Source organism: Umezawaea endophytica (assembly GCF_025061645.1).
In the GTDB taxonomy this organism is placed as follows: domain Bacteria; phylum Actinomycetota; class Actinomycetes; order Mycobacteriales; family Pseudonocardiaceae; genus Umezawaea; species Umezawaea endophytica.
Genome location: NZ_JANYMP010000002.1, coordinates 664,598 through 687,463, shown reverse-complemented (window position 1 = coordinate 687,463; position 22,866 = coordinate 664,598). Strand labels below are relative to the sequence as shown.

Annotated in this window: 24 protein-coding genes; 12 read left to right on the top strand and 12 right to left on the bottom strand. The window is 71.0% G+C overall.

Annotated features, from left to right (window positions below):
- Positions 1–33: 33 nt before the first annotated feature.
- Positions 34–534 carry a YbaK/EbsC family protein gene (locus NZH93_RS06740; RefSeq protein WP_259622033.1) on the top strand — a complete coding sequence of 167 codons (501 nt, stop codon included), beginning with the start codon at positions 34–36 and terminating at the stop codon, positions 532–534.
- Positions 531–1,100, top strand: coding sequence for a GNAT family N-acetyltransferase (locus tag NZH93_RS06735; RefSeq protein ID WP_259622032.1), 570 nt, complete (start codon positions 531–533; stop codon positions 1,098–1,100). The genes NZH93_RS06740 and NZH93_RS06735 overlap by 4 nt, the downstream gene beginning before the upstream one ends.
- A gap of 37 nt (positions 1,101–1,137) precedes the next feature.
- On the opposite strand, the gene NZH93_RS06730 is transcribed toward NZH93_RS06735, so the two are convergent.
- Complete coding sequence (locus tag NZH93_RS06730) at positions 1,138–2,817, bottom strand: DUF885 domain-containing protein (RefSeq protein ID WP_259622031.1); 1,680 nt, start codon at positions 2,815–2,817, stop codon at positions 1,138–1,140.
- 117 nt (positions 2,818–2,934) lie between these two features.
- Here NZH93_RS06730 and NZH93_RS06725 point away from each other — a divergent pair, with 117 nt between their 5' ends.
- Complete coding sequence (locus NZH93_RS06725) at positions 2,935–3,588, top strand: DUF3153 domain-containing protein (RefSeq protein ID WP_259622030.1); 654 nt, start codon at positions 2,935–2,937, stop codon at positions 3,586–3,588.
- Positions 3,589–3,615: 27 nt separating this feature from the next.
- Here NZH93_RS06725 and NZH93_RS06720 read toward each other — a convergent pair whose 3' ends face one another.
- Together NZH93_RS06720 and NZH93_RS06715 are read right to left on the bottom strand one after the other, a co-directional pair.
- A complete protein-coding gene (locus NZH93_RS06720; protein ID WP_259622029.1) occupies positions 3,616–4,233 on the bottom strand; it encodes a hypothetical protein in 618 nt (205 codons plus the stop codon).
- Positions 4,234–4,243: 10 nt separating this feature from the next.
- Positions 4,244–5,128 (bottom strand): methylenetetrahydrofolate reductase, encoded by an 885-nt coding sequence (locus NZH93_RS06715; protein WP_259622028.1) that lies wholly within the window; start codon positions 5,126–5,128, stop codon positions 4,244–4,246.
- A gap of 105 nt (positions 5,129–5,233) precedes the next feature.
- Here NZH93_RS06715 and NZH93_RS06710 point away from each other — a divergent pair, with 105 nt between their 5' ends.
- The 4 genes from NZH93_RS06710 to NZH93_RS06695 all read left to right on the top strand — a co-directional run bounded on the left by NZH93_RS06710 (position 5,234) and on the right by NZH93_RS06695 (position 10,460).
- A complete protein-coding gene (locus NZH93_RS06710) occupies positions 5,234–6,313 on the top strand; it encodes a polyprenyl synthetase family protein (protein ID WP_259622027.1) in 1,080 nt (359 codons plus the stop codon).
- A gap of 1 nt (position 6,314) precedes the next feature.
- Positions 6,315–7,835, top strand: coding sequence for a phytoene desaturase family protein (gene crtI, locus NZH93_RS06705; protein WP_259622026.1), 1,521 nt, complete (start codon positions 6,315–6,317; stop codon positions 7,833–7,835).
- 154 nt (positions 7,836–7,989) lie between these two features.
- Complete coding sequence (mptB, locus tag NZH93_RS06700) at positions 7,990–9,516, top strand: polyprenol phosphomannose-dependent alpha 1,6 mannosyltransferase MptB (protein WP_259622025.1); 1,527 nt, start codon at positions 7,990–7,992, stop codon at positions 9,514–9,516.
- Positions 9,513–10,460, top strand: coding sequence for a phytoene/squalene synthase family protein (locus tag NZH93_RS06695; protein ID WP_259622024.1), 948 nt, complete (start codon positions 9,513–9,515; stop codon positions 10,458–10,460). Before mptB ends, NZH93_RS06695 begins: the two co-directional genes overlap by 4 nt.
- On the opposite strand, the gene NZH93_RS06690 is transcribed toward NZH93_RS06695, so the two are convergent.
- The gene (locus NZH93_RS06690; protein WP_259622023.1) at positions 10,442–10,807 is read right to left on the bottom strand and encodes an Rv2175c family DNA-binding protein; all 366 of its coding nucleotides are present in this window, start codon (positions 10,805–10,807) and stop codon (positions 10,442–10,444) included. The two genes, NZH93_RS06695 and NZH93_RS06690, sit on opposite strands and share 19 nt — an antisense overlap.
- A 79-nt stretch (positions 10,808–10,886) precedes the next feature.
- On the opposite strand from NZH93_RS06690, the gene pknB reads away from it, so the two are divergent.
- The 3 genes from pknB (at position 10,887) to NZH93_RS06675 (ending at position 13,798) form a co-directional block, all read left to right on the top strand.
- A complete protein-coding gene (gene pknB, locus NZH93_RS06685; RefSeq protein ID WP_259622022.1) occupies positions 10,887–12,989 on the top strand; it encodes a Stk1 family PASTA domain-containing Ser/Thr kinase in 2,103 nt (700 codons plus the stop codon).
- Positions 12,990–13,082: 93 nt separating this feature from the next.
- Entirely contained in the window at positions 13,083–13,400 is a 318-nt protein-coding gene (locus NZH93_RS06680; protein WP_259622021.1) for a type II toxin-antitoxin system Phd/YefM family antitoxin, read from the top strand.
- Positions 13,397–13,798: a type II toxin-antitoxin system VapC family toxin gene (locus NZH93_RS06675; protein WP_259622020.1), complete on the top strand. Its 402-nt coding sequence runs from the start codon at positions 13,397–13,399 to the stop codon at positions 13,796–13,798. The genes NZH93_RS06680 and NZH93_RS06675 overlap by 4 nt, the downstream gene beginning before the upstream one ends.
- A gap of 61 nt (positions 13,799–13,859) precedes the next feature.
- On the opposite strand, the gene NZH93_RS06670 is transcribed toward NZH93_RS06675, so the two are convergent.
- On the bottom strand, positions 13,860–15,248 hold the full coding sequence (locus tag NZH93_RS06670) for a class II 3-deoxy-7-phosphoheptulonate synthase (protein WP_259622019.1): 1,389 nt from the start codon (positions 15,246–15,248) through the stop codon (positions 13,860–13,862).
- Between the two features lie 111 nt (positions 15,249–15,359).
- Here NZH93_RS06670 and NZH93_RS06665 point away from each other — a divergent pair, with 111 nt between their 5' ends.
- Positions 15,360–16,382, top strand: a complete 1,023-nt coding sequence (locus tag NZH93_RS06665; protein WP_259622018.1) for a DUF2891 domain-containing protein — start codon at positions 15,360–15,362, stop codon at positions 16,380–16,382.
- Between the two features lie 49 nt (positions 16,383–16,431).
- Here the strand turns inward: NZH93_RS06665 and NZH93_RS06660 are convergent, their stop codons facing one another.
- The 3 genes from NZH93_RS06660 to NZH93_RS06650 all read right to left on the bottom strand — a co-directional run bounded on the left by NZH93_RS06660 (position 16,432) and on the right by NZH93_RS06650 (position 18,890).
- The gene (locus NZH93_RS06660; RefSeq protein WP_259622017.1) at positions 16,432–17,457 is read right to left on the bottom strand and encodes a 6-phosphofructokinase; all 1,026 of its coding nucleotides are present in this window, start codon (positions 17,455–17,457) and stop codon (positions 16,432–16,434) included.
- Between the two features lie 137 nt (positions 17,458–17,594).
- Positions 17,595–18,107, bottom strand: coding sequence for a polyadenylate-specific 3'-exoribonuclease AS (locus NZH93_RS06655; RefSeq protein WP_259622016.1), 513 nt, complete (start codon positions 18,105–18,107; stop codon positions 17,595–17,597).
- 21 nt (positions 18,108–18,128) lie between these two features.
- Positions 18,129–18,890, bottom strand: a complete 762-nt coding sequence (locus NZH93_RS06650) for a lysophospholipid acyltransferase family protein (RefSeq protein ID WP_259622177.1) — start codon at positions 18,888–18,890, stop codon at positions 18,129–18,131.
- A gap of 197 nt (positions 18,891–19,087) precedes the next feature.
- Between NZH93_RS06650 and NZH93_RS06645 the strand changes: the two genes are divergently transcribed.
- Positions 19,088–19,543: a hypothetical protein gene (locus tag NZH93_RS06645; protein ID WP_259622015.1), complete on the top strand. Its 456-nt coding sequence runs from the start codon at positions 19,088–19,090 to the stop codon at positions 19,541–19,543.
- Between the two features lie 336 nt (positions 19,544–19,879).
- Here the strand turns inward: NZH93_RS06645 and NZH93_RS06640 are convergent, their stop codons facing one another.
- Genes NZH93_RS06640 through NZH93_RS06625 form a run of 4 tightly spaced genes read right to left on the bottom strand, consistent with a single transcriptional unit; the run spans position 19,880 to position 22,857 of the window.
- Positions 19,880–20,851: an ROK family glucokinase gene (locus NZH93_RS06640; protein ID WP_259622014.1), complete on the bottom strand. Its 972-nt coding sequence runs from the start codon at positions 20,849–20,851 to the stop codon at positions 19,880–19,882.
- Positions 20,845–21,195, bottom strand: coding sequence for a hypothetical protein (locus NZH93_RS06635; protein WP_259622013.1), 351 nt, complete (start codon positions 21,193–21,195; stop codon positions 20,845–20,847). The genes NZH93_RS06640 and NZH93_RS06635 overlap by 7 nt, the downstream gene beginning before the upstream one ends.
- Before the next feature lie 4 nt (positions 21,196–21,199).
- Complete coding sequence (locus NZH93_RS06630; protein ID WP_259622012.1) at positions 21,200–22,426, bottom strand: ArsA family ATPase; 1,227 nt, start codon at positions 22,424–22,426, stop codon at positions 21,200–21,202.
- Complete coding sequence (locus tag NZH93_RS06625; protein ID WP_259622011.1) at positions 22,423–22,857, bottom strand: SRPBCC family protein; 435 nt, start codon at positions 22,855–22,857, stop codon at positions 22,423–22,425. The genes NZH93_RS06630 and NZH93_RS06625 overlap by 4 nt, the downstream gene beginning before the upstream one ends.
- Positions 22,858–22,866: the final 9 nt, after the last annotated feature.

The following is a 22,866-nucleotide window of genomic DNA, read 5'->3' as shown; positions in this document are numbered from 1 at the left end:
ACCCCGATCGTGATCCGTGGTCTGATTGGACGCGTGAGCGCACTGGACCACCCGGGCATGCAGAAGGTCGCCGCGGCACTGACCGAGGCGGGCCACCACGAGGCCGCACAAGGCATCCGGGTGCTCGCGGACGCGGTCCGCACCGCCGCGCAGGCCGCCGAGGCGGTCGGCGTGCCCGTCGGGGCCATCGCGAACAGCCTGGTGTTCACGGCGGTCCGCGCGGAGGTCCCCGCACCCCTGCTGGTGCTGACGTCCGGCGCGCACCGCGCGGACACCGACCTGCTGGCCGGGCTCGCGGGCGCCGACCGGATCGAGCGCGCCACCCCGGACTTCGTGCGCGAGCACACCGGTCAGGTCATCGGCGGGGTCTCGCCGGTCGGCCATCCGACGAGGATCATGACGTTCGTGGACGTGGACCTGGAGCAGTACCCCGTCGTCTGGGCGGCGGGCGGGCACCCGCACGCGGTGTTCCCCACGACGTTCGCCGACCTGGTCGAGCTGACCGGCGGCACCCCCGCGAGGGTCGCGCGATGACCGCCACGCCGTCCCCCCGCACCGAGCGGCTGGTGGAGTTCTCGCCGCAGGACCTGAACGGCCGCCTGCACGAGGCGCTGGAGCTGTACGTCACGGCGATGAACTACCCGCCGAGCACGGTGGAGCAGCGGGCGCCGATGTGGCTCGCGCACATGCTGCGCGAGGACTGGCGGTGCGTCGTCGCGCTGGACGACCGCGACGAGCTGGTCGGCATCGGCTACGGCTACCGCGGTTCGAGCGGGCAGTGGTGGCACGAGCAGGTGCGCCGCGGGCTGACGACCGTGTCGGGCGCGCAGGCCGTCGACGAGTGGATGGACGACTACTTCGAGCTGACCGAGCTGCACGTGCTGCCGCGCGCGCAGGGCCGCGGGCTCGGCGAGGCGCTGCTGCGGAACCTGCTGGGCGGCGTGCCGACGACGCACGTGCTGCTGTCGACGCCGGAGGGGCCGAGCAACGCGTGGCGGCTGTACCGGCGGGTGGGTTTCCAGGACGTGCTGCGGCACTACCAGTTCACCGGCGACCCGAGGCCGTTCGCGGTGCTGGGGCGGGAACTCCCGATGACGTGAGGGGCTGCCCGGTCGCACCGGGCAGCCCCTGCCCCCGTCAGAGCTCGGCGAGCCGTTCGCGGAGCGTGTCGAGCCCCATGGCGCCCATCTCCAGCGCGCTCTGGTGGAACTCCTTGAGGTCGAACGCGGCGCCGTGGCGGGCGCGGGCGTCGTCGCGCGCGGCGAGCCAGAGGCGTTCGCCGATCTTGTACGACGGGGCCTGGCCCGGCCAGCCGAGGTAGCGGTCGATCTCGTCGTGGACGTGCGAGGCGTCGGTGATGGTCCGGGTGAGCATGAACTCCAGGCCCAGCTCGGGGGTCCACCGCTCGCCCTCGTGGAAGCCGGTGCCCTTCGGGATCTCCAGTTCCAGGTGCATGCCGATGTCCACGATCACGCGGGCCGCGCGGAAGAGGTGGGCGTCGAGCATGCCGAGCAGGTTGCCGTCGTCGTCGAGGTAGCCGAGTTCCCGCATCAGCCGTTCGGCGTAGAGGGCCCAGCCCTCGCCGTGGCCGGAGACCCAGCAGAAGAGGCGCTGGTAGTCGTTGAGCTTGTCGGCGTGGTAGACGGCGGTCGCGACCTGGAGGTGGTGGCCGGGAACACCCTCGTGGTAGACGGTCGTCAGCTCGCGCCAGGTGGAGAACGACTCCTTGTCGGCGGGCACGGACCACCACATGCGGCCGGGGCGGGAGAAGTCCGGGGTCGGGCTGCTGTAGTACGCGCCGACGCCGCCGCCGGGCGGGGCGATCCGGCACTCCAGCTTCATCAGCTCGTCCGGCAGCGCGAAGTGCACGTCGCGCAGGTCGATCAGGGCCTTGTCGGAGAGCTGCTGCATCCACGACTGGAGCCCGGCCTGGCCGTGCACGAGGTAGCGGGGGTCGGCGTCGAGCGCCGCCGCGGCTTCGGCGAGCGTCGCGCCGGGCTTGATCCGGCCGACGATCTGCTTCATCTCGGTCTCGATGCGGGTGAACTCCTCCCAGCCCCACTCGTAGGCCTCGGCGAGGTCGAGGCGGGAGCCGATGAAGTACCGCGAGGAGAGCCGGTAGACCTCTTCGCCGACGGCGTCCTTCTCCGGGGCCTTGGCGGCGAGGTCGTCGCGCAGGAACGCGGCCAGGTCGCCGTAGGCCTCGGACGCGGCCGTCGCGCCCCGTTCCAGGTCGGCGCGCAGCGCGTCGTCCACCTGCGCGCCCTCGACCAGTCCGGCGAAGAAGGACTTGCCGCCGCGGCGGCCGGACCACGTGTCGCACTGGTCGGCGACCTTGGTGACCTGGCGCAGCGCGGCGGTCCTGCCCTTGTCCGAGGCGTAGGTCAGGCCCGCGCGGAGGTTCGCGACCGCGGCGGGCATCGCGGCGAGGCGGCGGGCCACGACGGCCCACTGCTCGGGGGTGTCGGTCGGCATGTGGTCGAAGATCTCGCGCAGGTTCTGCACGGGGCTGGCGAGCACGTTGAGGTCGCCCTCGGACCGGCCCGCCTCGTGCAGGTCGGTGGCGACCTCGCTGCGTTCGAGGAAGACCGCCTTGGCGTCGCTCTCGGACTTGTCGACGGGCTCGGTGGCCTCGATGTCGCGGACGGCCTTGACGGTCAGCTCGTACCGCGCCGCGTGGCCTTCCGGCGAGTAGTCGGTGAGCTGGTCCTCACCTCCGGGCAGACCGAGCTGGGTCGCCGCGATCGGGTCCAACGCCGCGTAGTCGGTCACGAACCGGTTGCTGATGCCGTGCACACCAGCCGAAGAGGAAGCCATGTCCGGCACGCTACCGCCCGGTTCGGACACCCGAAAGGTCTTTAGGCTTGCTCACGATTACCAGTCGAACGGTTGGCTGACAAGGTCCACACCGCTCCTTGCCGGCAGGATGACCAGGTGTCCAGAGCCCGTGTGCTCCTCCTGCCGGTCTTCCTGCTCCTCGCGGCGTTCTCGCTGTCGGGGTGCGTCCGCCTGCACGCCGCCATGGCGGTGTCGGAGGACGACCGCGTGTCCGGCGAGATCATCGCCGCGACCCCGCCGACCGCGGACAACGATCCGGGCCCCCAGTTGCGGGTGCCGTCGGAGCTGGCCAGCCGCGTCACGACCAAGCCGTACAAGGTCGACGCCTACGCGGGCACCCAGCTCTTCTTCAACGGCCTGACCTTCGACGAGGTCCGCACCCTCTCGCTCGCCACCAGCTCGTCCAGCAGCCGCTACCAGATCAGCTTCCGCCGCTCGGGCAACCTGGTCACGATGTCCGGCTCGGTCGACCTGACGCAGGTGCCGATCGACCGCGCGGACATCCAGGTGAAGATCAGTTTTCCTGGCGGGGTGGTCAACACCAACGGCCGCGAGGAGGAAGAGGGCACGATCGCCTGGAGCCCCAAACCCGGCCAGGCGTCGATGCTGAACGCGACCGTGCAGTACGCGGGAGCGAACTCCGAGGGGCTGATCGGGTGGGTGTTCCTGGTCGGGGCGCTCACGGGCGGGGCCGCGCTGATCGTCGTGGTGCTGGCGCTCGTCGCGCACCGGAGGAGCCTGGTCGCCTGATCGAGCGTCACCGGGACGGGTGATCCTCTAGCGCCCGCGGTGCTCCCAGGCCTGGACGAGGGCCGAGGACGCCCTGCTCCCGTACTCGGAGAACGGCAGCACGGTCGGCCGCGCGCCCTGGACGCCCGCGCAGACGAACAGGACGCGGGTGTTCCGGTCCAGCACCAGGCGGTGGGTCATGCCGAAGTCGGCTTCGAGGGTGGTGCCCGCGAGCGCGTTCACGTCGCTGACCGCGATGGCCTGGTGGACGGCTCGGATCCGGGCTTCGCGCTCGGCCGTCCTCTCCCTGCGGACGCTGGACTTGAACCGGTCGCTGAGCAGCGCGCCGTCGGGGGTCAGGGTGGCCCAGGACGGGGTGGCCAACTGGAGGCCGAAGCGCTTGCCGAAGCGGTCCGCCGCGGTGTAGCGGGGCGGGGCGGACAGCACCGACGGCAGGTCCGGGAGTGACCAGCCGTCGTCGGTGGCGACGGGCACCCGCGCCACGCGGAGCACGGCCGCCATGTCGCGGCAGACCCGTGCGATCACCGGCGCGGCAGAACGCATCTTGGCCTCGAAGTCGTCGGCCAGGCCGCGCTTGTGCGCCTCGGACCGGGCTCGCCGGGCTTCGGCCGCGTTCTTCTTGAAGTTCTCGTCGAAGGCGGACATCCGCACCTCCTCACGTGCGCGCGGGGACCAGGCCCAACCGGGCCACCACTTCCCTCGTCGCCTTCGAGCGGTTCAGGGTGTAGAAGTGCAGGCTGGGCACGCCTTCGGCGAGCAGCCGCTCCCCCATCTCCGTCACCAGGTCGACACCAGCTTTCCGGAAGGCCACCGGGTCGTCCACGAAGGGGTCCAGTTTGCGGGCGACCGACGGGGGGACGTCGGCGCCGGACAGCTCGATCGTCTTGGCCAGCGTGCGCGGGGTCGTCAGCGGCATCAGGCCGGGGATCAGCGCGGCGTCGCAGCCGAGCGCGGCGACCCGGTCGCGCAGCCTCAGGAAGTCCTCCGGCTCGAAGAAGAGCTGGGCGATGGCGAAGTCCGCGCCCGCGCGCAGCTTGCGGACCAGGAACTTCGTGTCCTCGTCCACGTCGCCGGACCGCGGGTGGCCGTACGGGAACGCCGCGACGCCCACGCAGAAGTCGCCGAGCTCGCGGCAGAGCCGGACCAGCTCCTCGGCGTAGGTGAGGCCCTCGGGGTGGGCGATCCACTCGCCGTTGGGGTCGCCGGGCGGGTCGCCGCGCACGGCCAGGATGTTGCGCACGCCGACGGCCGCGTACCAGCCGATCACGTTGCGCAGCTCGGCGACGGAGTGGTCGACGGCGGTCAGGTGCGCCATCGGCACCAGGGTCGTCTCCTGCGCGACGCGGCCGGTCGTGCGGATGGTGAAGTCGCGGCTGGACCCGCCCGCGCCGTAGGTGATGGAGACGAAAGCGGGGTCGAGCGGCTCCAGTTCGCGGATCGCGCGCCACAGGACCAGCTCTTCCGCGCTGTCGCGGGGAGGGAAGAACTCGACCGAGAACAGGGGACCTCGCCCGTGCAACCGCTCGACCACCGTCGTCATGACCACCACCCTAGTGGGGTGTCCGACGCGTGGGAGACACCATTCACTTGCTGGGACGAGGGCCCCGGTGCGGCGGTGGAGCGCCGGAGAGGTGACCATAGAGAGGTGTCCGCCCCAGAACTGCTCCACCCGTTGGACCTCGCCCTCCCCCAGCACGTCGACGAGGCGTTGGCGGCCTACCTGGCCGACCGGCGCGCGTTGGGCGAGCTGATGGACGACAACTTCACCGGGGCGGTGGACGGCCTGGCCGCGTTCGTCCTCAGCGGTGGGAAGCGCATCCGCCCGACGTTCGCCTGGTGGGGCTGGCGGGCCGCGGGCGGTGACCCGGAGGGGCCACTCGCGGAGTCCGTGCTCACGGCGGTCAGCTCGCTGGAGCTGATCCAGGCGTGCGCGCTGGTGCACGACGACCTGATGGACGCCTCCGAGGTGCGCCGCGGCCAGCCGACCGTGCACATCGCGTTCGCCCAGGAGCACCGCGACCGGCGCTGGCTCGGCGAGCCGGAGCGGTTCGGGCTCGCGGCGGCCGTGCTGATCGGCGACATCGCGCTGGCCTGGGCGGACGACATGCTGTTCGCCGCCGGTCTGCCGACGGACGCGCTCCAGCGGCTCAGCCTGCCGTGGCGGGACATGCGCACCGAGATGCTCGCGGGCCAGTACCTGGACGTGCTCACGCAGGCGCGCGGCGACTCCTCGCCGGAGGCCGCGCTGCGGATCGACCGGCTCAAGACCGCCGCGTACACCGTGGAGAGGCCGCTGCACATGGGCGCCGCGCTCGGCGGCGGGTCGCCGGAGCTGATCGACGGGCTGCGCCGGTTCGGCGCGGACATCGGCGTCGCCTTCCAACTGCGGGACGACCTGCTCGGCGTGTACGGCGACCCCGCGGTCACCGGCAAGCCCGCGGGCGACGACCTGCGCGAGGGCAAGCGGACGCTGCTCGTGGCGCTCGGCATGGAGTACGGCGCCGACGTGCTGCACAAGGCGCTCGGCAACCCGGAGCTGGACGTGGAGACGGTCGACGAGGTGCGCGACGCGCTGATCGGCGTGGGCGCCGTGGACGCGATCGAGGACCGGATCACCGAGCTGACCACGTCCGCGATGGCCGCGCTGGAGGCCGCGCCGGTCGTGGCCCCCGCAGGAGAGCGGCTGGCGGAACTGGCCGTCAGCGCGACGAAGCGGGCCTACTGACATGAAGACGCTACCGGGGCGCACCGACCACGTCGTCGTGGTGGGCGCGGGCCTCGCCGGGCTGTCCACGACGCTGCACCTGCTCGGCGCGGGCCGGGCGGTGACCGTCGTCGAGCGCGACCCCACGCCCGGCGGCCGGGCCGGGCGGCTGGACCTGGACGGCTACCGGATCGACACCGGGCCGACCGTGCTGACCATGCCGGAGCTGGTGGAGGACGCCCTCGCCGCGGTCGGCGAGTCGCTCTCCGACCGGCTGGACCTCCTGCCCGTCGAGCCCGCCTACCGGGCGCGGTTCGCCGACGGCGGCACGCTCGACGTGCACGCCGACGCGGACGCGATGGAGGCCGAGGTCCGGCGGTTCGCGGGTGGCGCGGAGGCCGCGGGCTACCGGCGGCTGCGGACGTGGCTCACCGAGCTGTACCGGGTCGAGCGCGACCAGTTCATCGGCGGCAACTTCGACTCCCCCACCGACGTGCTCGGCCCGTCGCTGGCCAAGCTGGCGGCGCTGGGCGGGTTCGGGCGGCTCGGCCCGGCCATCGGGCGGTTCCTGCGCGACGAGCGCCTCCAGCGCGTGTTCTCGTTCCAGTCGCTCTACGCCGGGGTGCCGCCCCGGCGGGCGCTGGCCGCGTACGCCGTGATCGCGTACATGGACACGATCGCGGGCGTGACGTTCCCGCGCGGCGGGATGCGGGCGCTGCCGGACGCGATGGCGGGCGCCGCGGCCACCGCGGGCGCGACCTTCCGCTACGACACCGCCGTCGCCTGGCTGGAGCGCATCGGCAGCCGCGTCACGGCCGTCCGCACGACCGGCGGAGAGCGGATCCCGTGCGACGCCGTGGTGCTGACCCCCGACCTGCCGGTGGCCTACCGGCTGCTCGGCAAGGCCCCGCGCCGCCCGCGCCCGGTGCGCTGGTCGCCGTCGGCGGTCGTGCTGCACGCGGGCACGAACCGGACGTGGTCGGAACTCGGGCACCACACGATCTTCTTCGGCGACGCGTGGGACCGGACGTTCGACGAGATCACCTCGACGGGTCGGCTGATGAGCGACCCGTCGCTGCTGGTCACCCAGCCGACGCTGAGCGACCCGTCGCTCGCGCCCGCCGACCGGCACCTGAACTTCGTGCTCGCGCCCGCGCCGAACCTGGAGACCGGGCCGATCGACTGGCCGCGCGTCGGCCCCGCGTACCGCGACGAGCTGCTGCGCACCCTCGAGGCCCGCGGGCTGACCGGGTTCGAGGCGTCGATCGAGACGTCGCGGCTGGTCACGCCCCAGGACTGGGCGGACCAGGGCCTCGCCGCTGGCACGCCGTTCTCGGCGGCGCACACGCTTGCGCAGACCGGGCCGTTCCGGCCGCGCAACCTGGTCGATGGCGTCGACAACGTGGTGCTGGCGGGCTGCGGCACCACGCCCGGCGTCGGCGTCCCGCCGGTGCTGATCTCCGGGAAGCTGGCCGCGTCACGGGTCGCCGGCACGCCGCTGCGCACCCGTTCCGCACGGGCCAGGACGTCCGTCGTGAGCTGATCGAACCGCGCGCCGCCCCGCCGCGAATACTCCACATGGGCACTGCCCGGAGCGATCTCCACGTGCGAAGATCCTCCGGGACGCGGGAGCCCCGCGGCGCTTGCCCGCCATCGCGTTCCGGCGTGTGAGCGCGCTGTGCAACGATGTTGCCGCGATGGCTTCAACTCCGTCCCCTCCCAGATCGGGCGCCGCGTCCGTGCAGCAGGCGCCGTCCGCTGCTACGCGCGCGCCCGCGGAACCGACCGGTATCCCGATCAGGACGATCCTGCTGGGGGTCGTGGGCGTGACGCTGCTCTCGATCGGCGGCGCGGGAGCGGGCGCGGTCCTGAAGATCGATCCCCTGCTGACGAACACGTCGTTGAGCTGGGTCCGGTACGGGCACGGTCGTGATCTGGCGACGGGGGTGCTGTACGCGGGTCTGGGGTTGGTGATCTGGGCGTGGGTGCGGCTGGGTCGGATGGTGCGCAACCGGTACGTGGGCAGTGCGGCGGTGGTGATCGCCATCGCGGCGTGGACGTTGCCGTTGTTGTTGTCGCCGCCGTTGTTCTCCAAGGACGTGTACTCGTACTTGGCGCAGGGGCAGTTGGCGTTGCACGGGTTCGATCCGTACCGGGTGGGGCCCGCGGCGTTGCCGAGTCCGTTGAGCGACAACGTGAGTTGGGTGTGGCAGAACACGCCCGCGCCGTACGGGCCGCTGTTCATCCTGATCGCCAAGGGCGTCGTGTGGGCCACCGGCGGCAGCGTGATCACCGGTGTCGTGCTGATGAGGATCATCCTCGCGGCCGGGCTCGCGCTGCTGTGCTGGTCGCTGCCCGGGCTCGCCCGCCACCTCGGCGGCCGTCCCGCCGTCGCGCTCTGGCTGGCGGGGGCCAACCCGTTGATGCTGGTCCACCTGATCGGTGGGGGGCACAACGACATCCTGATGGTCGGGTTGATGGCGGCCGGGGTGCTGCTGGTGTTGGACCGGCGGCACGTGATCGGGATCGCGCTGGTGACGTTGGCGGTGGCGATCAAGGCCACCGCCGTGATCGCGTTGCCGTTCCTGGTGCTGGTGTGGGCCGCGCGGCTCGACGGCACGCAGCGGGCGCGCTTCGCGAAGACCATCGGCGGGGGGATCGCGGTGTTCGCCGCCGTGTTCGCCGTCTGCACGGTCGTCGCGAAGGTCGACCTGGGCTGGATCCCGGCCCTCAGCTCGTCCTCGACGATCGTGAACTGGCTGTCGCTGCCCAGCGCGGTCGGTGACTTCGCCTTCACCGTGGTCAACACCTTCGTGTCGGTCGAGCCCGGTGTCTTCATGACCGTCGCCCGCGGCGCCGGGTCGCTGCTGCTGATCTACATCGCCTGGCGGCAGTGGCGCGCGGCGGAGGACGGCGGACCCAACGCCATCCGGCACGCGGCGTTGACCATGCTCGCGGTCGCCCTGCTCTCACCCGCCACGCTGCCCTGGTACTTCAGTTGGCCGCTGGCCCTCGGCGCCGGGCTGGCGTGGACGCTGACCGGCCTGCGGGCCGTGGTGTTCTTCTCCTGCGTGCTGCTGCTGGTGACGTTCCCCAACGGCGACACGGGGCTGTACTCGTGGTTCTACCTGGCGTTCGTCGTCGCCGTGTCCTCGCTGGCCACCGTCTCGCTGGGGCGGCCGGACCCCCTGGAGCTGTCGAGCAGGTACGGGCCACGCCCGTGAGCGACCGGGAACTCGACGCCGCGGGGGTCACCGACCCGGCGGTGCGACTGGCCTACGCGCGCTGCAAGCGCCTGAACGCGAGCTACGGGAAGACGTTCTACCTGGCCACGCGCCTGCTCACGCCCGCGCAGCGCCCTGCCGTGCACGCGCTGTACGGGTTCGCGCGGTGGGCGGACGAGATCGTGGACGCGAACTCGTCGGCCGAGCGCGGAGCGGAGCTGGACCGGCTGGAGAAGCAGCTCGGCGCCCAGCTCGACGGCCACCGGACGGACCACCCGGTCCTCGCCGCGCTCGCGGACACCGTCGAGCGCCACGGGATCGAGCGGACCCTGTTCACCGACTTCCTGGCGTCGATGCGGATGGACCTGGAGGTCACCGAGTACGCCGACCTGGCCGCGCTCGGCCGGTACGTGCACGGGTCGGCCGCCGTGATCGGCCTCCAGATGCTGCCGGTGCTGGGCACCGTCGGCCCGCGCGACGAGGTCGAGGCGGGAGCGGCGGCGCTGGGGGTCGCGTTCCAGCTCACGAACTTCCTCCGGGACGTCGGCGAGGACCTCGACCGGGGGCGGCTCTACCTGCCGCTGGACGTGCTGGACGCGTACGGCGTCGACCGGGACCTGCTCCTGCGGTGCAGGCGGACCGGGCGGTCCGAGCAGCGGGTGCGGCGGGCTTTCGCGCACCTCGCCGCGCACACCTACGCCGTCTACCGCGAAGCGGAAAAGGGCGTGCCGGGGCTGCGGCCGGTCTCCCGGCCGTGCGTCGGAACGGCGCTGACTCTCTACCGGGACATCCTGGACGGCATCGTGGCGGCCGACTACCAGGTGTTCTCCCGACGGGTGGTCGTGCCGCGGGCGCGACGGCTGGCCGTGGCGCTACCTGGTCTGGCCCGCGCCGTCGTGGCGCGGGCCGTCCATCCGGGAACGGGTCAGAACGCCAGGGCCTGAGCCCGGCGCTTCACCTCGCGACCACGGTCGCCGCGCAGCGCCTCGATGGGCGTGCCGGGCAGCGTCTCGTCCTCGGTGAAGAGCCAGCGCAGGATCTCGTCGGTCGAGTAGCCGGAGTCGCGCAGCACGGTGACCGTGCCGAACAACCCCTTCACGACGCCTGCTGCGGCGATGAAGTCGGCGGGGACCACGAGCACACCGGCACGCCGTTCGGCGAGCAACTGCCCGTCGCGGAGGAGCTGGTGGACACGGGTGATGGGTAGGCCAAGGCGGTCGGCGACCGTCGGGAGGTCGAGGACCTCCAGGTCGGGGGCCAATACATCCGCAGCGGCGGGAATCGCACTCACGGGGGTCACGATGCCATAACCTCTCTTTGAACGCCCTGCGCCAACCGGGTCATCCTCGTCCTCCGTACGATCGGTAGTTGTGGAGAGGTCTGGTACGAACGTGATCGGCGGATTGCTGGAACACCGCTACCGGGTGGACCGCGTGCTCGCTCGTGGCGGCATGTCCACCGTCTACCGCGGCGTGGACACGCGCCTGGACCGCGCCGTCGCCATCAAGGTGATGGATCCCCAGTTCTCCGCGGACCGCGCCTTCGTCGCCCGCTTCGAGCAGGAGGCCCGCACGGCGGCCCGCCTGAAGCACCCCGGCATCGTCGCCGTGCACGATCAGGGGGTCGACAGAGGCACACCCGACGGTGAGCACGTATTCCTCATCATGGAACTCATCGAGGGCGGCACCCTGCGCGACCTCATCACCGAACGGGGCACCCTGAGCACGCCGCTCGCGCTGAGCGTGCTCGAACCGGTGCTGTCGGCGCTGGCCGCCGCGCACCAGGCGGGCCTGGTGCACCGGGACGTGAAGCCGGAGAACGTGCTGATCGGCCACGACGGGGTGGTCAAGGTCGCGGACTTCGGACTGGTCAGGGCGGTCGCGAACGCCAGCACCACCAGTGACAGCACCATCCTGGGCACGGTCGCCTACCTCTCCCCCGAGCAGGTGGCCACCGGCGCTTCGGACTCCCGCAGCGACGTGTACTCGGCCGGGATCGTGCTCTACGAGATGCTGACCGGGGTGACGCCGTACCTCGGGGACACGGCGATCTCGGTCGCCTACCGGCACGTCAACGAGGACGTCCCGGCCCCCAGCACGCTCAACCCCGGCATCCCGCCGGAACTGGACCGGCTGGTCGTGCGAGCCACCCGGCGCGACCCGGCCCAGCGCCCCGCCGACGCGGCTGCGTTCCTGGCCGAGGCCGAGCGGGTGCGGCTCTCGCTCGGCGTGTCGAAGACGCCCGTCCCGGCGCCCGCTCCGGGCCAGCACGACGCGACCGTGAGGGTCCGCCCCGTGCAGGCACCGGGGCAGGGTTCGCCGCCCGCCGAGCTGACCATGCCCGTGCTGGCCTCTGCCGCCGCTTCTGCGGCCACCGTCATCACCAGGGCACCTCGGCTACCCGGTGGGCCCGCGGGTGGGGTTCAGGACGGCGCTCAGGGTCCTCAGGGGACCGTGGCGCTCAACCGCACCTCCTTCCAGCAGGCCCCGCCTCCCCCTCCCGCCGCGCCGACCAAGCCCGCGGCCCGGAAGCGCCCGCCGAAGAAGACGGCCGCCGAGCTGTACGAGGAGGAGCGGAAGAAGAACAAGCGCCGTTTCGCCCTCTGGGTCAGCCTCGTCGTCGTGCTGGCCATCCTCGTGGGCGTCACCGCGTGGTGGATGGGCAGCGGCCGGTTCACCGCCGTTCCCGGCGTGGTCGGCAACGAGGAGGAGAGCGCCGTCGTGCTCCTCCAGGGCGCGTCGCTGAAGTCCACGATCTCGCTGGAGGCCAGCGACACGGTCCCCAAGGGCAAGGTGCTCCGCACCGACCCGCCCGAGGGCACGGAGAAGCTGCGGGGCGACGCGGTCAAGGTGTTCGTGTCGCTCGGGAAGCCCGTGGTGCCGACCGTGCAGGCGGGCATCGACCCGGCCGTGGCGCAGAAGGACATCGAGCAGGGCGGCCTGAAGTCCGCGCTGAACCCGGAGGACGACGCGTTCAGCGACACCGTGCCGAAGGGCAAGGTCGTGACGCTGAAGCCCCAGCCCGGCACGCAGGTCAAGGTCGGCTCGACGGTGATCATCGTGCTGAGCAAGGGCTCCCAGCCCAAACCGGTGCCGAACGTCGCCGGGAAGACCAAGGACGAGGCCTTCGCGGAACTCACGTCACTGGGTTTCGAGCCCGTGGAGGGGCCCGCGGAGAAGAACGGCAACGTCGAGGGCGGCCGAGTGGTCCGCACCGATCCCCCGGCCAACACCGTCGTGCAGCCCGGAACCAACAAGCGGGTGACGGTCGTGCTGTCGTCGGCGCCCGAAGGGGTGACCGTGCCGAAGGTCGAGGGGAAGAAGCTGAAGGACGCGAAGAAGCAACTGGAAGACCTCGGGTTGAAGGTGGACCTGCAGTTCAGCCGGAACGGGAACGCGACGGTGCTGAACCAGTCCGTGCCGCCGGGGTCGAAGGTGGAGAAGGGTTCGCGGATCACGTTGACGGCGCTTTAGGTGTTCGGGGGAATTGACCGGTGGTCAATTCCCCCGAATAGTTCGCTCGATAGTGGTTCCCTTTCTTGCCCGGTGCGCTGCTAGCGTGCAATTGTGGAAGTTGTGGAAATTGCACGGGTAACCGCGGATGAACTGCTGCACGATCTCGCGGGAGTGCTGGAGCGGGTCGCGGCGGGCGAGAACGTCGAGGTGGTCGAGGACGGTGTCCCGATCGCCGTCATCAGCCCACCGGATTTCGCCGAGGCGATGATCGGCGGCATGGTCAAGGCCGGGATCCTGCCATCGGACTGGCAGGAGAAGCAGGCGGAGCTGAAGCGGTGGCTCTTGACCGACCCGCCGCTAGCCGCTCAACCGCACGAACAGTCCCTGTCCGAAACCTTGATCGAAATGCGCGAGGAAGAAACCCGATGATCTACCTGGACTCCTGTGCACTGGTGAAGCTCGTTCAGGCGGAGGAACACAGCGGAGCACTGGCCACCCATGTCGGCCTGAGCTCGGAAATGCTGTTCAGCAGCGAATTGGCACAGGTGGAGATCGGGCGCACACTCACCCGCCACGGCGCGGGCAAGGCGGCTCACGACAAAGCGGCCGCTCTTCTGGAGAAGATCACCAAGCTGCCGATCAACGTGACCATTCCCCGTGCCGCGACGCTGCCGGGCAAGCACCTGCGCAGCCTGGACGCCTTGCACCTCGCCAGCGCTCAGATGCTCACCCCGACGCTGACCCAGTTCATCACCTACGACAAGCGCCTCGCCCAAGCGGCGCACGACGCGGGTCTGCCCGTCGTGACACCCGGTACGACCATCTGACCAAAAACGAACCGGCCCCCGACAACGTCGTTGTCGGGGGCCGGTCGTCGTTAAGCGTTCCCTACGAGCGGAGCATCTCCGCGACCAGGAATGCCAGTTCCAGCGACTGCTGGGTGTTCAGGCGGGGGTCGCAGGCGGTTTCGTAGCGGCCGGAGAGGTCGGCGTCGGAGATTTCCTGGGCGCCGCCCAGGCATTCCGTGACGTCTTCGCCGGTGAGTTCGATGTGGATGCCGCCGGGGTGGGTGCCGAGGCCGCGGTGGACCTCGAAGAAGCCCTGGACCTCGTCGACGATCCTGTCGAAGTGCCTCGTCTTGTAACCGGTGGACGACTCGTGCGTGTTGCCGTGCATCGGGTCGCACTGCCAGATGACCTGGTGGCCGGAGGCGGTGACCTTCTCGATGATGGGGGGCAGCAGTTCGCGGACCTTGCCGTTGCCCATGCGCGAGATGAGGGTGAGCCTGCCCGCCTCGTTGCGCGGGTCCAAGCGCTCGACGTACTCGACGACCATCTCCGGGGTGGTGGAGGGGCCGATCTTGAGGCCGATCGGGTTGGCCAGGAGTTCCGCGAACGCGATGTGGGCGCCGTCGAGCTGCCTGGTGCGGTCGCCGATCCACAGGAAGTGCGACGACAGGTCGTACAGCCTGGCCTCGTCGTTCGTGGTGTCCAGGCGCAGCAGGGAGCGCTCGTAGTCGATCAGCAGCGCCTCGTGCGAGGCGAAGATCTCGGTGGAGTGCAGCGACATGTCGTTGACGCCGCAGGCCGACATGAAGCGGAGGCCGCGGTCGATCTCGGACGCCAGCGCCTCGTAGCGCTCACCGGCGGGGCTGGTGCGGACGAAGTCCTTGTTCCAGTCGTGCAGGCGGTGCAGGTCGGCCATGCCCGCGCTGGTGAGCGCGCGCAGCAGGTTCATCGTGGCGCCCGCGTTGGCGTACGCCCTGAGCATGCGCGACGGGTCCGGGACGCGGGCTTCCGGCGTGGCCACGAGGGAGTTGATGATGTCGCCGCGGTACGACGGCAGGCCGAGCGCGTCGATGCCCGACGAGCGCGGCTTGGCGTACTGGCCCGCGATGCGGCCGACCTTCACCACGGGGACGCTGGCGCCGTAGGTGAGGACGACGGCCATCTGGAGCAGCGTCCGGATGTTGCCGCGGATGTGCGGCTCGGTGTTGTCGGCGAAGGTCTCCGCGCAGTCGCCGCCCTGGAGCAGGAAGGCTTCGCCGCGGGCGACCTCGGCCAGGTTGGCGCGCAGCCGGTCGATCTCGGCGGGCACGGTGATGGGCGGCACGCTCTCCAGCACGGTGCGCACCTTCCGCACCTGCTCCGGGTCCGGCCACTCCGGCTGCTGAGCAGCCGGGCGAGCCAGGGCGGCGTCCAACCGAGCACGCATCTCGGGGGGAAGCGGCGGTAGCTCGGGAAGCGTGTCCACGGGCACGTCCACGGTCCAGTTCACAGTGAACAGCGTAGGTGTTCCACACTGAGAGACGCGATGGGGGTTTCCGCAGTCAGGGAAGCCAACGGACGGCCCCTGCGCGAGAAGCGGGATCGCCTGCATGATGAACGCATGAATTCCACCCGATTGGATGACCCTACGGCCGCACGGCTGCTGGCGACCGCTGTGGCCAACGTCCAACGGGACCACCCGGTGCACTGGACGATGCTGATCACCTCCGACGAGGAGCTGGTTCCGCACCGCGTCCTGCACCCGGTGTTCGCCGGGTCGTACGACTGGCACTCGTGCGTGCACCAGACGTGGCTCGCGGTGCGGCTGCTGAGGTTGCGGCCCGCGTTGGACGGGGCGGCCGAGGCCGCCGCCGTGTTGGACTCGCTGCTCACGCCGGAGAAGTGCGAGGTCGAGGCCGAGTTCTTCCGCGGGCCGCGCGGCAAGCACTGGGAGCGCCCGTACGGCTGGGGCTGGCTGCTCGTGCTGGACGCCGAGCTGAGGACGTGGGGCTCGGAGGACGCCCGGCGCTGGTCGGCCGCGCTGGCACCGCTGGCGACCGTGCTGCGCGACCGCTTCCTGGCGTGGGTGAGCACGGCGCGGCTGCCGATGCGGACCGGCACGCACGGCAACACCGCGTTCGCGACCGGCCTGGTCCTGGACGCGGCGCGGGCCGTCGGCGACGACGAGCTGGCCGAGGCGTGCGCGGAGGCGGCGCTGCGGTGGCACCGGGAGGACTCCGGTTACGGCGGGTTCGAGCCCGACGCGGCGGACTTCCTGTCCCCCGCGCTGGTCGAGTCGGACCTGATGCGCCGGGTGCTGGACACCGAGGCGTTCGCCGCGTGGTTCACGGCGTTCCTGCCGAACCTCGACGAGGCGCGGTGGAAGGTCCTGCGGGAACCCGTGCCCGTGGACGACCCCGCCGACCCGTACGGCTCCCACCTGTCCGGGCTCGCGCTGTCGCGGGCGTGGAACTGGAAGGCCATCGCCGAGGCGCTGCCCGAGGGCCACCGCTACCGCGAGCTGGCGGTGACGTCGGCCGAGGCGCACCGCGAGGCGGGGTGGCGGTACGTGTTCGGCCACGGCTACGCGGCTGAGCACTGGCTGGGCACGTTCGCCGCGTACTTGGATCTAGGCGCTTACTGAAAGCAAGAGGGCCCCGAGGAAGTCCTCGGGGCCCTCCCTCAGAACACGTCTACCCGAAGAAGACCTCGGCCTCGGCCAAGCGGTGCGCGGGGACCGTCTTGAGTTCGGCGGTCGCCTCGGCCAGCTTGACGCGGACGATCTCGGTGCCGCGGAGCGCCACCATCACGCCGAAGTCGCCGTCGGCGACGGCGTCGGCCGCGTGCAGGCCGAAGCGGGTCGCGAGGACGCGGTCGTACGCGGTCGGGATGCCGCCGCGCTGGGTGTGGCCCAGCACGACCGCGCGGGACTCCTTGCCGGTGCGCTGCGCGATCTCCTCCGCGAGCCAGGTGCCGACGCCGCCGAGGCGGACGTGGCCGAACGCGTCCTTCTCACCGGAGTGCAGGACCTCGGCGCCGCCCTCGGGCACAGCGCCCTCGGCCACGACGATGATCGGCGCGTACTGCTTCTCGAAGCGCTGCTCGACCCAGTTGACGACCTTCTCGACGCTGAACGGGCGCTCCGGGACGAGGATGACGTTCGCGCCACCGGCGAGACCGGAGTGCAGCGCGATCCAGCCCGCGTGCCGGCCCATGACCTCGACGACGAGCGCGCGGTGGTGCGACTCGGCGGTGGTGCGCAGCCGGTCGATCGACTCGGTCGCGATGTGCACCGCGGTGTCGAAGCCGAACGTGTAGTCGGTCGCGCCGAGGTCGTTGTCGATCGTCTTCGGCACGCCCACGACGCCGATGCCGTCGTCGGTGAGGCGCTTCGCGACGCCGAGGGTGTCCTCGCCGCCGATCGCGATCAGCGCGTCGACGCCCTCGTCGGAGAGCACCTTGCGGATCTTGTCGACGCCGCCGTCGACCTTGTACGGGTTCGTCCGCGAGGACCCGAGGATCGTGCCGCCCCTGGTCAGGATGTCCTCGACGTCCGCGAGGCCGATGGGCTTCGTCAGCCCCTCGATCGGCCCCTGCCACCCGTTGCGGAAGCCGACGATGTCCCAGCCGTGGACCTCGACACCCTTGCGAACGACGGCCCTGATGACCGCGTTCAGGCCAGGGCAGTCCCCGCCGCCAGTGAGCACACCGATGCGCATCTGCTTCGCCCAATCTCTCTCGAAGACCGTTTGGTCGAGTGTCGCCCAGGGCGTCGGTGCCCGGCGTCACTACCTCGGAGCCCGAAGCGTGTCACGGACTGGATCGGTGCAGCAACACCGCGGTCACATTTCTGTGCTCACGCCACCGGGAAACCGCGCTTCTTGCGCTCCTGTTCGATCACCTTCCAGCGCGCCAGGTTGTGCCTGGCGTCCGCGAGGGCGTCGTGCGCGTCGGCGGGCGCCTGCGGCAGCCGGGGCCTGCCCACGTCGTCCCAGCGCTGCCTGAGGTCGCGGGTGAAGCGCGGCAGGCTGCGCGGCAGCGCGGGCATGGCGCCCCAGAGCTGGGCGAGCGCGACGTGGTCGTACGCCGCGAACCACGCCCACAGCTCGACCTCGTCGCGGGCCGCCTTCGGCCCGCCGAGGAAGTCCAGCAGGTCGCGCCGGAGCTTCTCCCGACTGCGCCAGGTCGGGTCCGCGGGCGGCGGGAGCTGGTTGAGCACGTTGTTGCGCACCCAGGGACCGGCCTTGGCGGGGTCGAACTCGGTCGAGACCGCGTAGAACTCATCGCCCTCCTCGGTCACCACACCGATCGAGATCAGGTCGATGGTGGTGCCGTCCTCGATGAATTCGCAGTCGTAGAAGAAACGCACCGCGCCACCCTAGGTGGCCGCTCAGCCCGCCTTCGTCTCGGGCACGCGATCGGCCGACTTGGCGTCCTGCTGCGCCGGGACCTCGACCGCTCCCGCCTCCGCGGCGGCCTGGTCCTCCTTGGCCTTCGCCGCGTAGACGTCCACGTACTCCTGGCCGGTCAGCTCCATCAGCGCGTACATGATCTCGTCGGTGATGGACCGCAGCACGAACCGGTCACCGGAGAGGCCCTCGTAGCGGGAGAAGTCGAGCGGCTTGCCGATCTTGATCGTGATCGGGGTCGGCTTCCACATGCGGGAGCCGATCGGGTTGGCCTTGTCGGTGCCGAACATCGCGATCGGGATCACCGGCACGCCCGCTTCCAGCGCGATCCAGGCGACGCCGACCTTGCCCTTGTAGAGGCGGCCGTCCGGCGAGCGGGTGCCCTCGGGGTAGATGCCGAGCAGCTTCCCCTCGCGCAGGATCCGCACGCCCGTCGACAGGGCTCCCTGGGCCGCCGAGGCGCTCGACCGGTCGATCGGCACCTGGCCGACGCCGGACATGAACGACCTCTGCAACCAGCCCTTGATGCCCGTGCCCGTGAAGTACTCGATCTTGGCAGGGAACGTCACCCTCCGCGACAGCTTCAGCGGCAGGAAGAAGGAGTCGGAGACCGCGAGGTGGTTGCTCGCCAGGATGGCGCCACCCTCCTTCGGGATGTTCTCGGCGCCCTCGATGATCCGGGGACGGAAGAACACCTTCAGCACGGGTCCGAGAAAAATGTGCTTCATCAACCAGTACAGCACTGCTGGGAGCGCCTCCCTCACCGACCTTGATCCGACCTCAGCCTACGTAGCCGACGGCACAAGGCACAACGAACGCGCGTTGCCAGTAGGTGCGGGTCCACATCCGCCCGGCTGCCGGAGCCCGGAACGCCGGGCGCGCGTGGGACGATGACAGGGAAGAAGACGACGCCCGGACACGGGAGGGCTGGAGCACGCCGATGGATTCCCGACGCGACTCGACCGACGGCCCCGAGGACGTGGACGCGGCCTTCGCCGAAATCGTCGCGAGCCTGGAACGGGACGGGATGGGCGCCAACTGGCCCGATCCCCCCTCGTTCGACGAACCCGCTGACGAACCGGTGGCCGCCGGGATCCGACCGGAGGGGCAGCCGCGGGTCGCGGTGCCCGAACCGGACGACGAGGACGACGACGAGCACTTCGTGCCGCCGGACCCGCCACCACTGCCCCGGCTGCGGGTGGGGACGATCGCCGCGCTGGTGATCATCGTCGTGGGTGTGGTGCTGCTCGTGGTGCCGCAGCTCTTCGGGCTGTCGACGCAGATCAGCGTGCCGGTGGCGCTCGTGGTGTTGTGCGGGGGGGTTGGGTGGCTGGTGATGCGGGTCAAGCCCGGTCCACCGCCGGACTCCGGATGGGATGACGGGGCGGTCCTGTAGGTCGGTGGGGGGTCGACCGGTTATGTAGAAGTGGGTTGGTGGTGGGTGGGGTTCCAGCGTGGGTGGGGGTTCCAGCGTGGTGTGGCCGATTTGACTTGGGGCCCCGCTTTTTGGCGCTAGTCGGGCCAAAACGGCAGGTGGAGAGCTTGCCGCCCGACTGAGTTTAGCGCCAAAAACCCCAAGTAAAATCGGCCACGGTTTTAGGGCCCTGGCTGCGGGTTACGTAGTGGGTCGCTTGTTGGATGCCGGTTTGTTGTGGGTCGCCCGTCGGCTGCCGGTTTTGCTGTGGGTCACCTATTGGCTGTGCAGGTCAAAGCCCTAAACGGGCGCGTCTGGCTAGCGCTTTCGGCCGTTGGGGGTGGTGTGGCTTGCCAGGTCGCGTGCAAGTGTTGCTGCGCCTACCAAGCCTGCGTCGTCTCCCAATTGGGCCGTTCGGATTCGTGCCAATGGGCGGTGGCCTGCGCCGGTGATGGTTTCCGCGTAGCGTTCTCGGGCGTCGTCCAGGAATAGTGGTGCGGATTCTGAGACTCCGCCGCCGATCACTACCATTTCCGGGTCGTAGACGTCCGCGACCAAGGCCAAGCCGTCGCCTAGCCATTTGGCCAGGTCCGCCATGGCTCGTAGGGCCAGTGGGTCGCCGTCGCGGGCTGCTGCTGCTACTCGTCTGCCGGTGATGGCGCGGGAGTCGTGCAGGGCTTCTCTGACCAGGACCGTTGAGACGCCGGGGTTCTTCGCCAGCAGTTCTACGGCTGTGGTGCTGAGGGCGGTGCCGCTGCAATAGCGTTCCCAGCAGCCGTTCTTGCCGCACGGGCAAGGGCGGCCGTCGGGGACCAAGCGTAGGTGGCCCAGTTCTGGTGCGACGCCGTGGGCGCCGCGGTAGACCTTGCCGTCTATGAGCAGTGCGCCGCCGATGCCGGTGCCCAGGGCGACCATGACGGCGATCTTGGCGCCTCTGGAGGCGCCGAAGCGGTGTTCTGCCAGTGCCGCCGCGTTGGCGTCGTGTTCCAGCACTACCGGTAGGCCGGTGCGGCGGGAGAGGCGTTGGGCTACTGGGGCTTGGCGCCATGCCAGGTGGGGGGCGAAGCGGACGGTGCGGCGGTCGGTGGCCACGAAGCCCGCTACGGCTAGGCCGACCGCGGAGATGTGGTGGCGGGTGGCCAGTTCGGCGACCGCGGTGGTGATGGCGTCTTCTAGCGGGCCTTCTTCGCCTGGGGTGAGGGCGCGGGTGATGTCGATGACGGCGCCGTCGGCGTTGACGACGCCCGCGCGGACGCTGGTGCCGCCGATGTCGACGCCTACCGTCAGCACTGCGAACCCTGGTCGGACTTCCGGCGCACCACCTGGATGTGCTGGACCCGCGGTTCGTCCTGCTGGGGTTCGGGCTGGGCTGGGGTCGCTGGGTCGGTGAGGGCCATGCGGAGCAGGGTGAGCAGGCCGGAGACGTGTTCGGCGGCCTTGGCGGCCAACTCCGAGCGGTCGCCCTTGATCAGGGCCGCGGCGTTGCAGACCGGGCACCAGCCGCAGGTCTGCGGGTTGTGGTCGCCCGCGCCCTCGGTGGCGATGCGGTGCAGCCACGGTTGGGCGCGTTCGGCGGCCACGTCGACCAGCAGTCGCAGTTCTTCGACGAGCTTCGCCGTCTTGTCGTCCGCCACAGGGTCACCGCATCCACAGGTTGGGGTCGGGTCGGAAGCTGACCGCCAACCCGGTCTCGTCCATCTCGGCGCCGGTCACGACGCACCGGCGCAGCAGCGACGGCAACGCCACCAGCTTGCGCCTGCCGTCGACCGTGACGGCCAGTTCGTCACCCACCCTGGCGAGGTCCAGCGCCACGTCGTCGCCCAGCGGCAGCACGATGCGCAGCAGGTACTCGGCCTCGGTGCCCTTGCCGCCGCCGCTGACCTCCAGCAAGGGCGCGGCGGACGCCTCGACGCCCCGCAGCGGGTCCTCGCCCCGGTACAGCTCGGCGGCCACGTCCAGCAGCGCCTGCACGCCGACGGGTTCGGCGGCGCGGTGGTCGACGACCCGCACGTCGCCCATGCCGGTCAGCTCGGCGGACTGGCGCAGCTCGGCCAGCACGGCGTCCTGCTCACCGCGGCGGGTGCGCAGCCACGTCGCGGACGGCCCCTCGGCGGAGCCGGGGTCGGGGACGAGGCGGTTGGCGACGACGCCGTCGACGCGGATGCCCTGCAACGCCAGCGCGGTGAGCGTGCGGCGGGTCTCGGCGGCGACCACGCGTTCGGGGGTGAGCACGAGGCGGACGGTCGTCGTGGTCTGGTCGGCGAGCAGCGCGCGGAGCAGGTCGAGGTGTTCGGCGAGCCTGCCGAGCGCGTCGGCGGTCGCGTCCCACTTCTCCACGGTCGCCGTGCCCGCGACGCCCGCGAGCAGGCCGCGCACGACGCGCCGGTGGGTCGGGAAGAGGCGTTCGAGGTAGCCCGCGAAGGCCTCGGGCAGCGCGAGCAGGCGCAGGGTCTCGGCGGTCGGGCCGCAGTCGACCACGACGGTCTCCCACGGGCCCGTGGTGGCGAGGCGGTGCACCTCGGCCAGCGCCAGCAGCTCCTCGACACCGGGCAGCACGGTCAGCTCTTCGGCGTCGAGCTCGTCGACGCCAGCGCCCGCCAGGATGGTCCGCAGGTGGCCGCGCAGGTCGCGCCACGCGTCGTCCACGAGGCCGCGCGGGTCGATCTGGGCCGCGTAGAGCCCGGAGTCCACTTCGGACGGCTGGCCACCGAGCGGGACGCCGAGCGCGTCACCGAGGGAGTGCGCGGGGTCGGTCGAGACGACGAGCGCCTTGCGCCCGTCGGCGGCGAGCTGGGCCGCGGTGGCGGCGGCGAGCGTCGTCTTGCCGACGCCGCCCTTGCCGGTGAAGAGCAGGACGCGCGTCATCCAGCGTTTTCCACGCGCCGCTTGAGCTCCTTCAGGGCGGTGTCCATGATCATCTTCTCGGCCTTGCGGCGGAACAGGCCGATCATCGGGACCACGAGCTGCACGGACAGCGTGTAGGTCACCTCGGTGCCGCCGCCGGAGGTCTTCAGGCGGTAGCTGCCCTGCTGCGACTTCTGCATGTTGCCCTTGACCAGGGTCCAACTGACGCCGTCGGCGGCCCACTCGTAGGCCAGCACGTACTCGTCCTTGATGGGGCCCTGGTCGATGTTGAACTTCACCTGCGCCGCCCGACCGTCCTCACGGGATTCGAGCACCTCGGTGCGCTTCACCCCGTTCGCCCAGTCCGGGTACGACTCGAAGTCCGCGATGACCGCCAGGATTTCCTCCGGCGGCGCGTCGATCACGATTGACTGGGTGGACTCGTCGGCCATGCGCAGCAG

Excerpts from the sequence above, each read along its gene's own strand:
- NZH93_RS06715 (WP_259622028.1), bottom strand. The coding sequence starts at position 5,128 with ATGACGACGGTGGTCGAGCGGTTGCACGGGCGAGGTCCCCTGTTCTCG.
- NZH93_RS06735 (WP_259622032.1), top strand. The coding sequence starts at position 531 with ATGACCGCCACGCCGTCCCCCCGCACCGAGCGGCTGGTGGAGTTCTCG.
- crtI (WP_259622026.1), top strand. The coding sequence starts at position 6,315 with ATGAAGACGCTACCGGGGCGCACCGACCACGTCGTCGTGGTGGGCGCG.
- NZH93_RS06660 (WP_259622017.1), bottom strand. The coding sequence starts at position 17,457 with ATGCGCATCGGTGTGCTCACTGGCGGCGGGGACTGCCCTGGCCTGAAC.
- NZH93_RS06720 (WP_259622029.1), bottom strand. The coding sequence starts at position 4,233 with ATGTCCGCCTTCGACGAGAACTTCAAGAAGAACGCGGCCGAAGCCCGG.
- NZH93_RS06630 (WP_259622012.1), bottom strand. The coding sequence starts at position 22,426 with ATGACGCGCGTCCTGCTCTTCACCGGCAAGGGCGGCGTCGGCAAGACG.
- NZH93_RS06665 (WP_259622018.1), top strand. The coding sequence starts at position 15,360 with ATGAATTCCACCCGATTGGATGACCCTACGGCCGCACGGCTGCTGGCG.
- NZH93_RS06645 (WP_259622015.1), top strand. The coding sequence starts at position 19,088 with ATGGATTCCCGACGCGACTCGACCGACGGCCCCGAGGACGTGGACGCG.
- NZH93_RS06625 (WP_259622011.1), bottom strand. The coding sequence starts at position 22,857 with ATGGCCGACGAGTCCACCCAGTCAATCGTGATCGACGCGCCGCCGGAG.
- NZH93_RS06675 (WP_259622020.1), top strand. The coding sequence starts at position 13,397 with ATGATCTACCTGGACTCCTGTGCACTGGTGAAGCTCGTTCAGGCGGAG.
- mptB (WP_259622025.1), top strand. The coding sequence starts at position 7,990 with ATGGCTTCAACTCCGTCCCCTCCCAGATCGGGCGCCGCGTCCGTGCAG.
- NZH93_RS06730 (WP_259622031.1), bottom strand. The coding sequence starts at position 2,817 with ATGGCTTCCTCTTCGGCTGGTGTGCACGGCATCAGCAACCGGTTCGTG.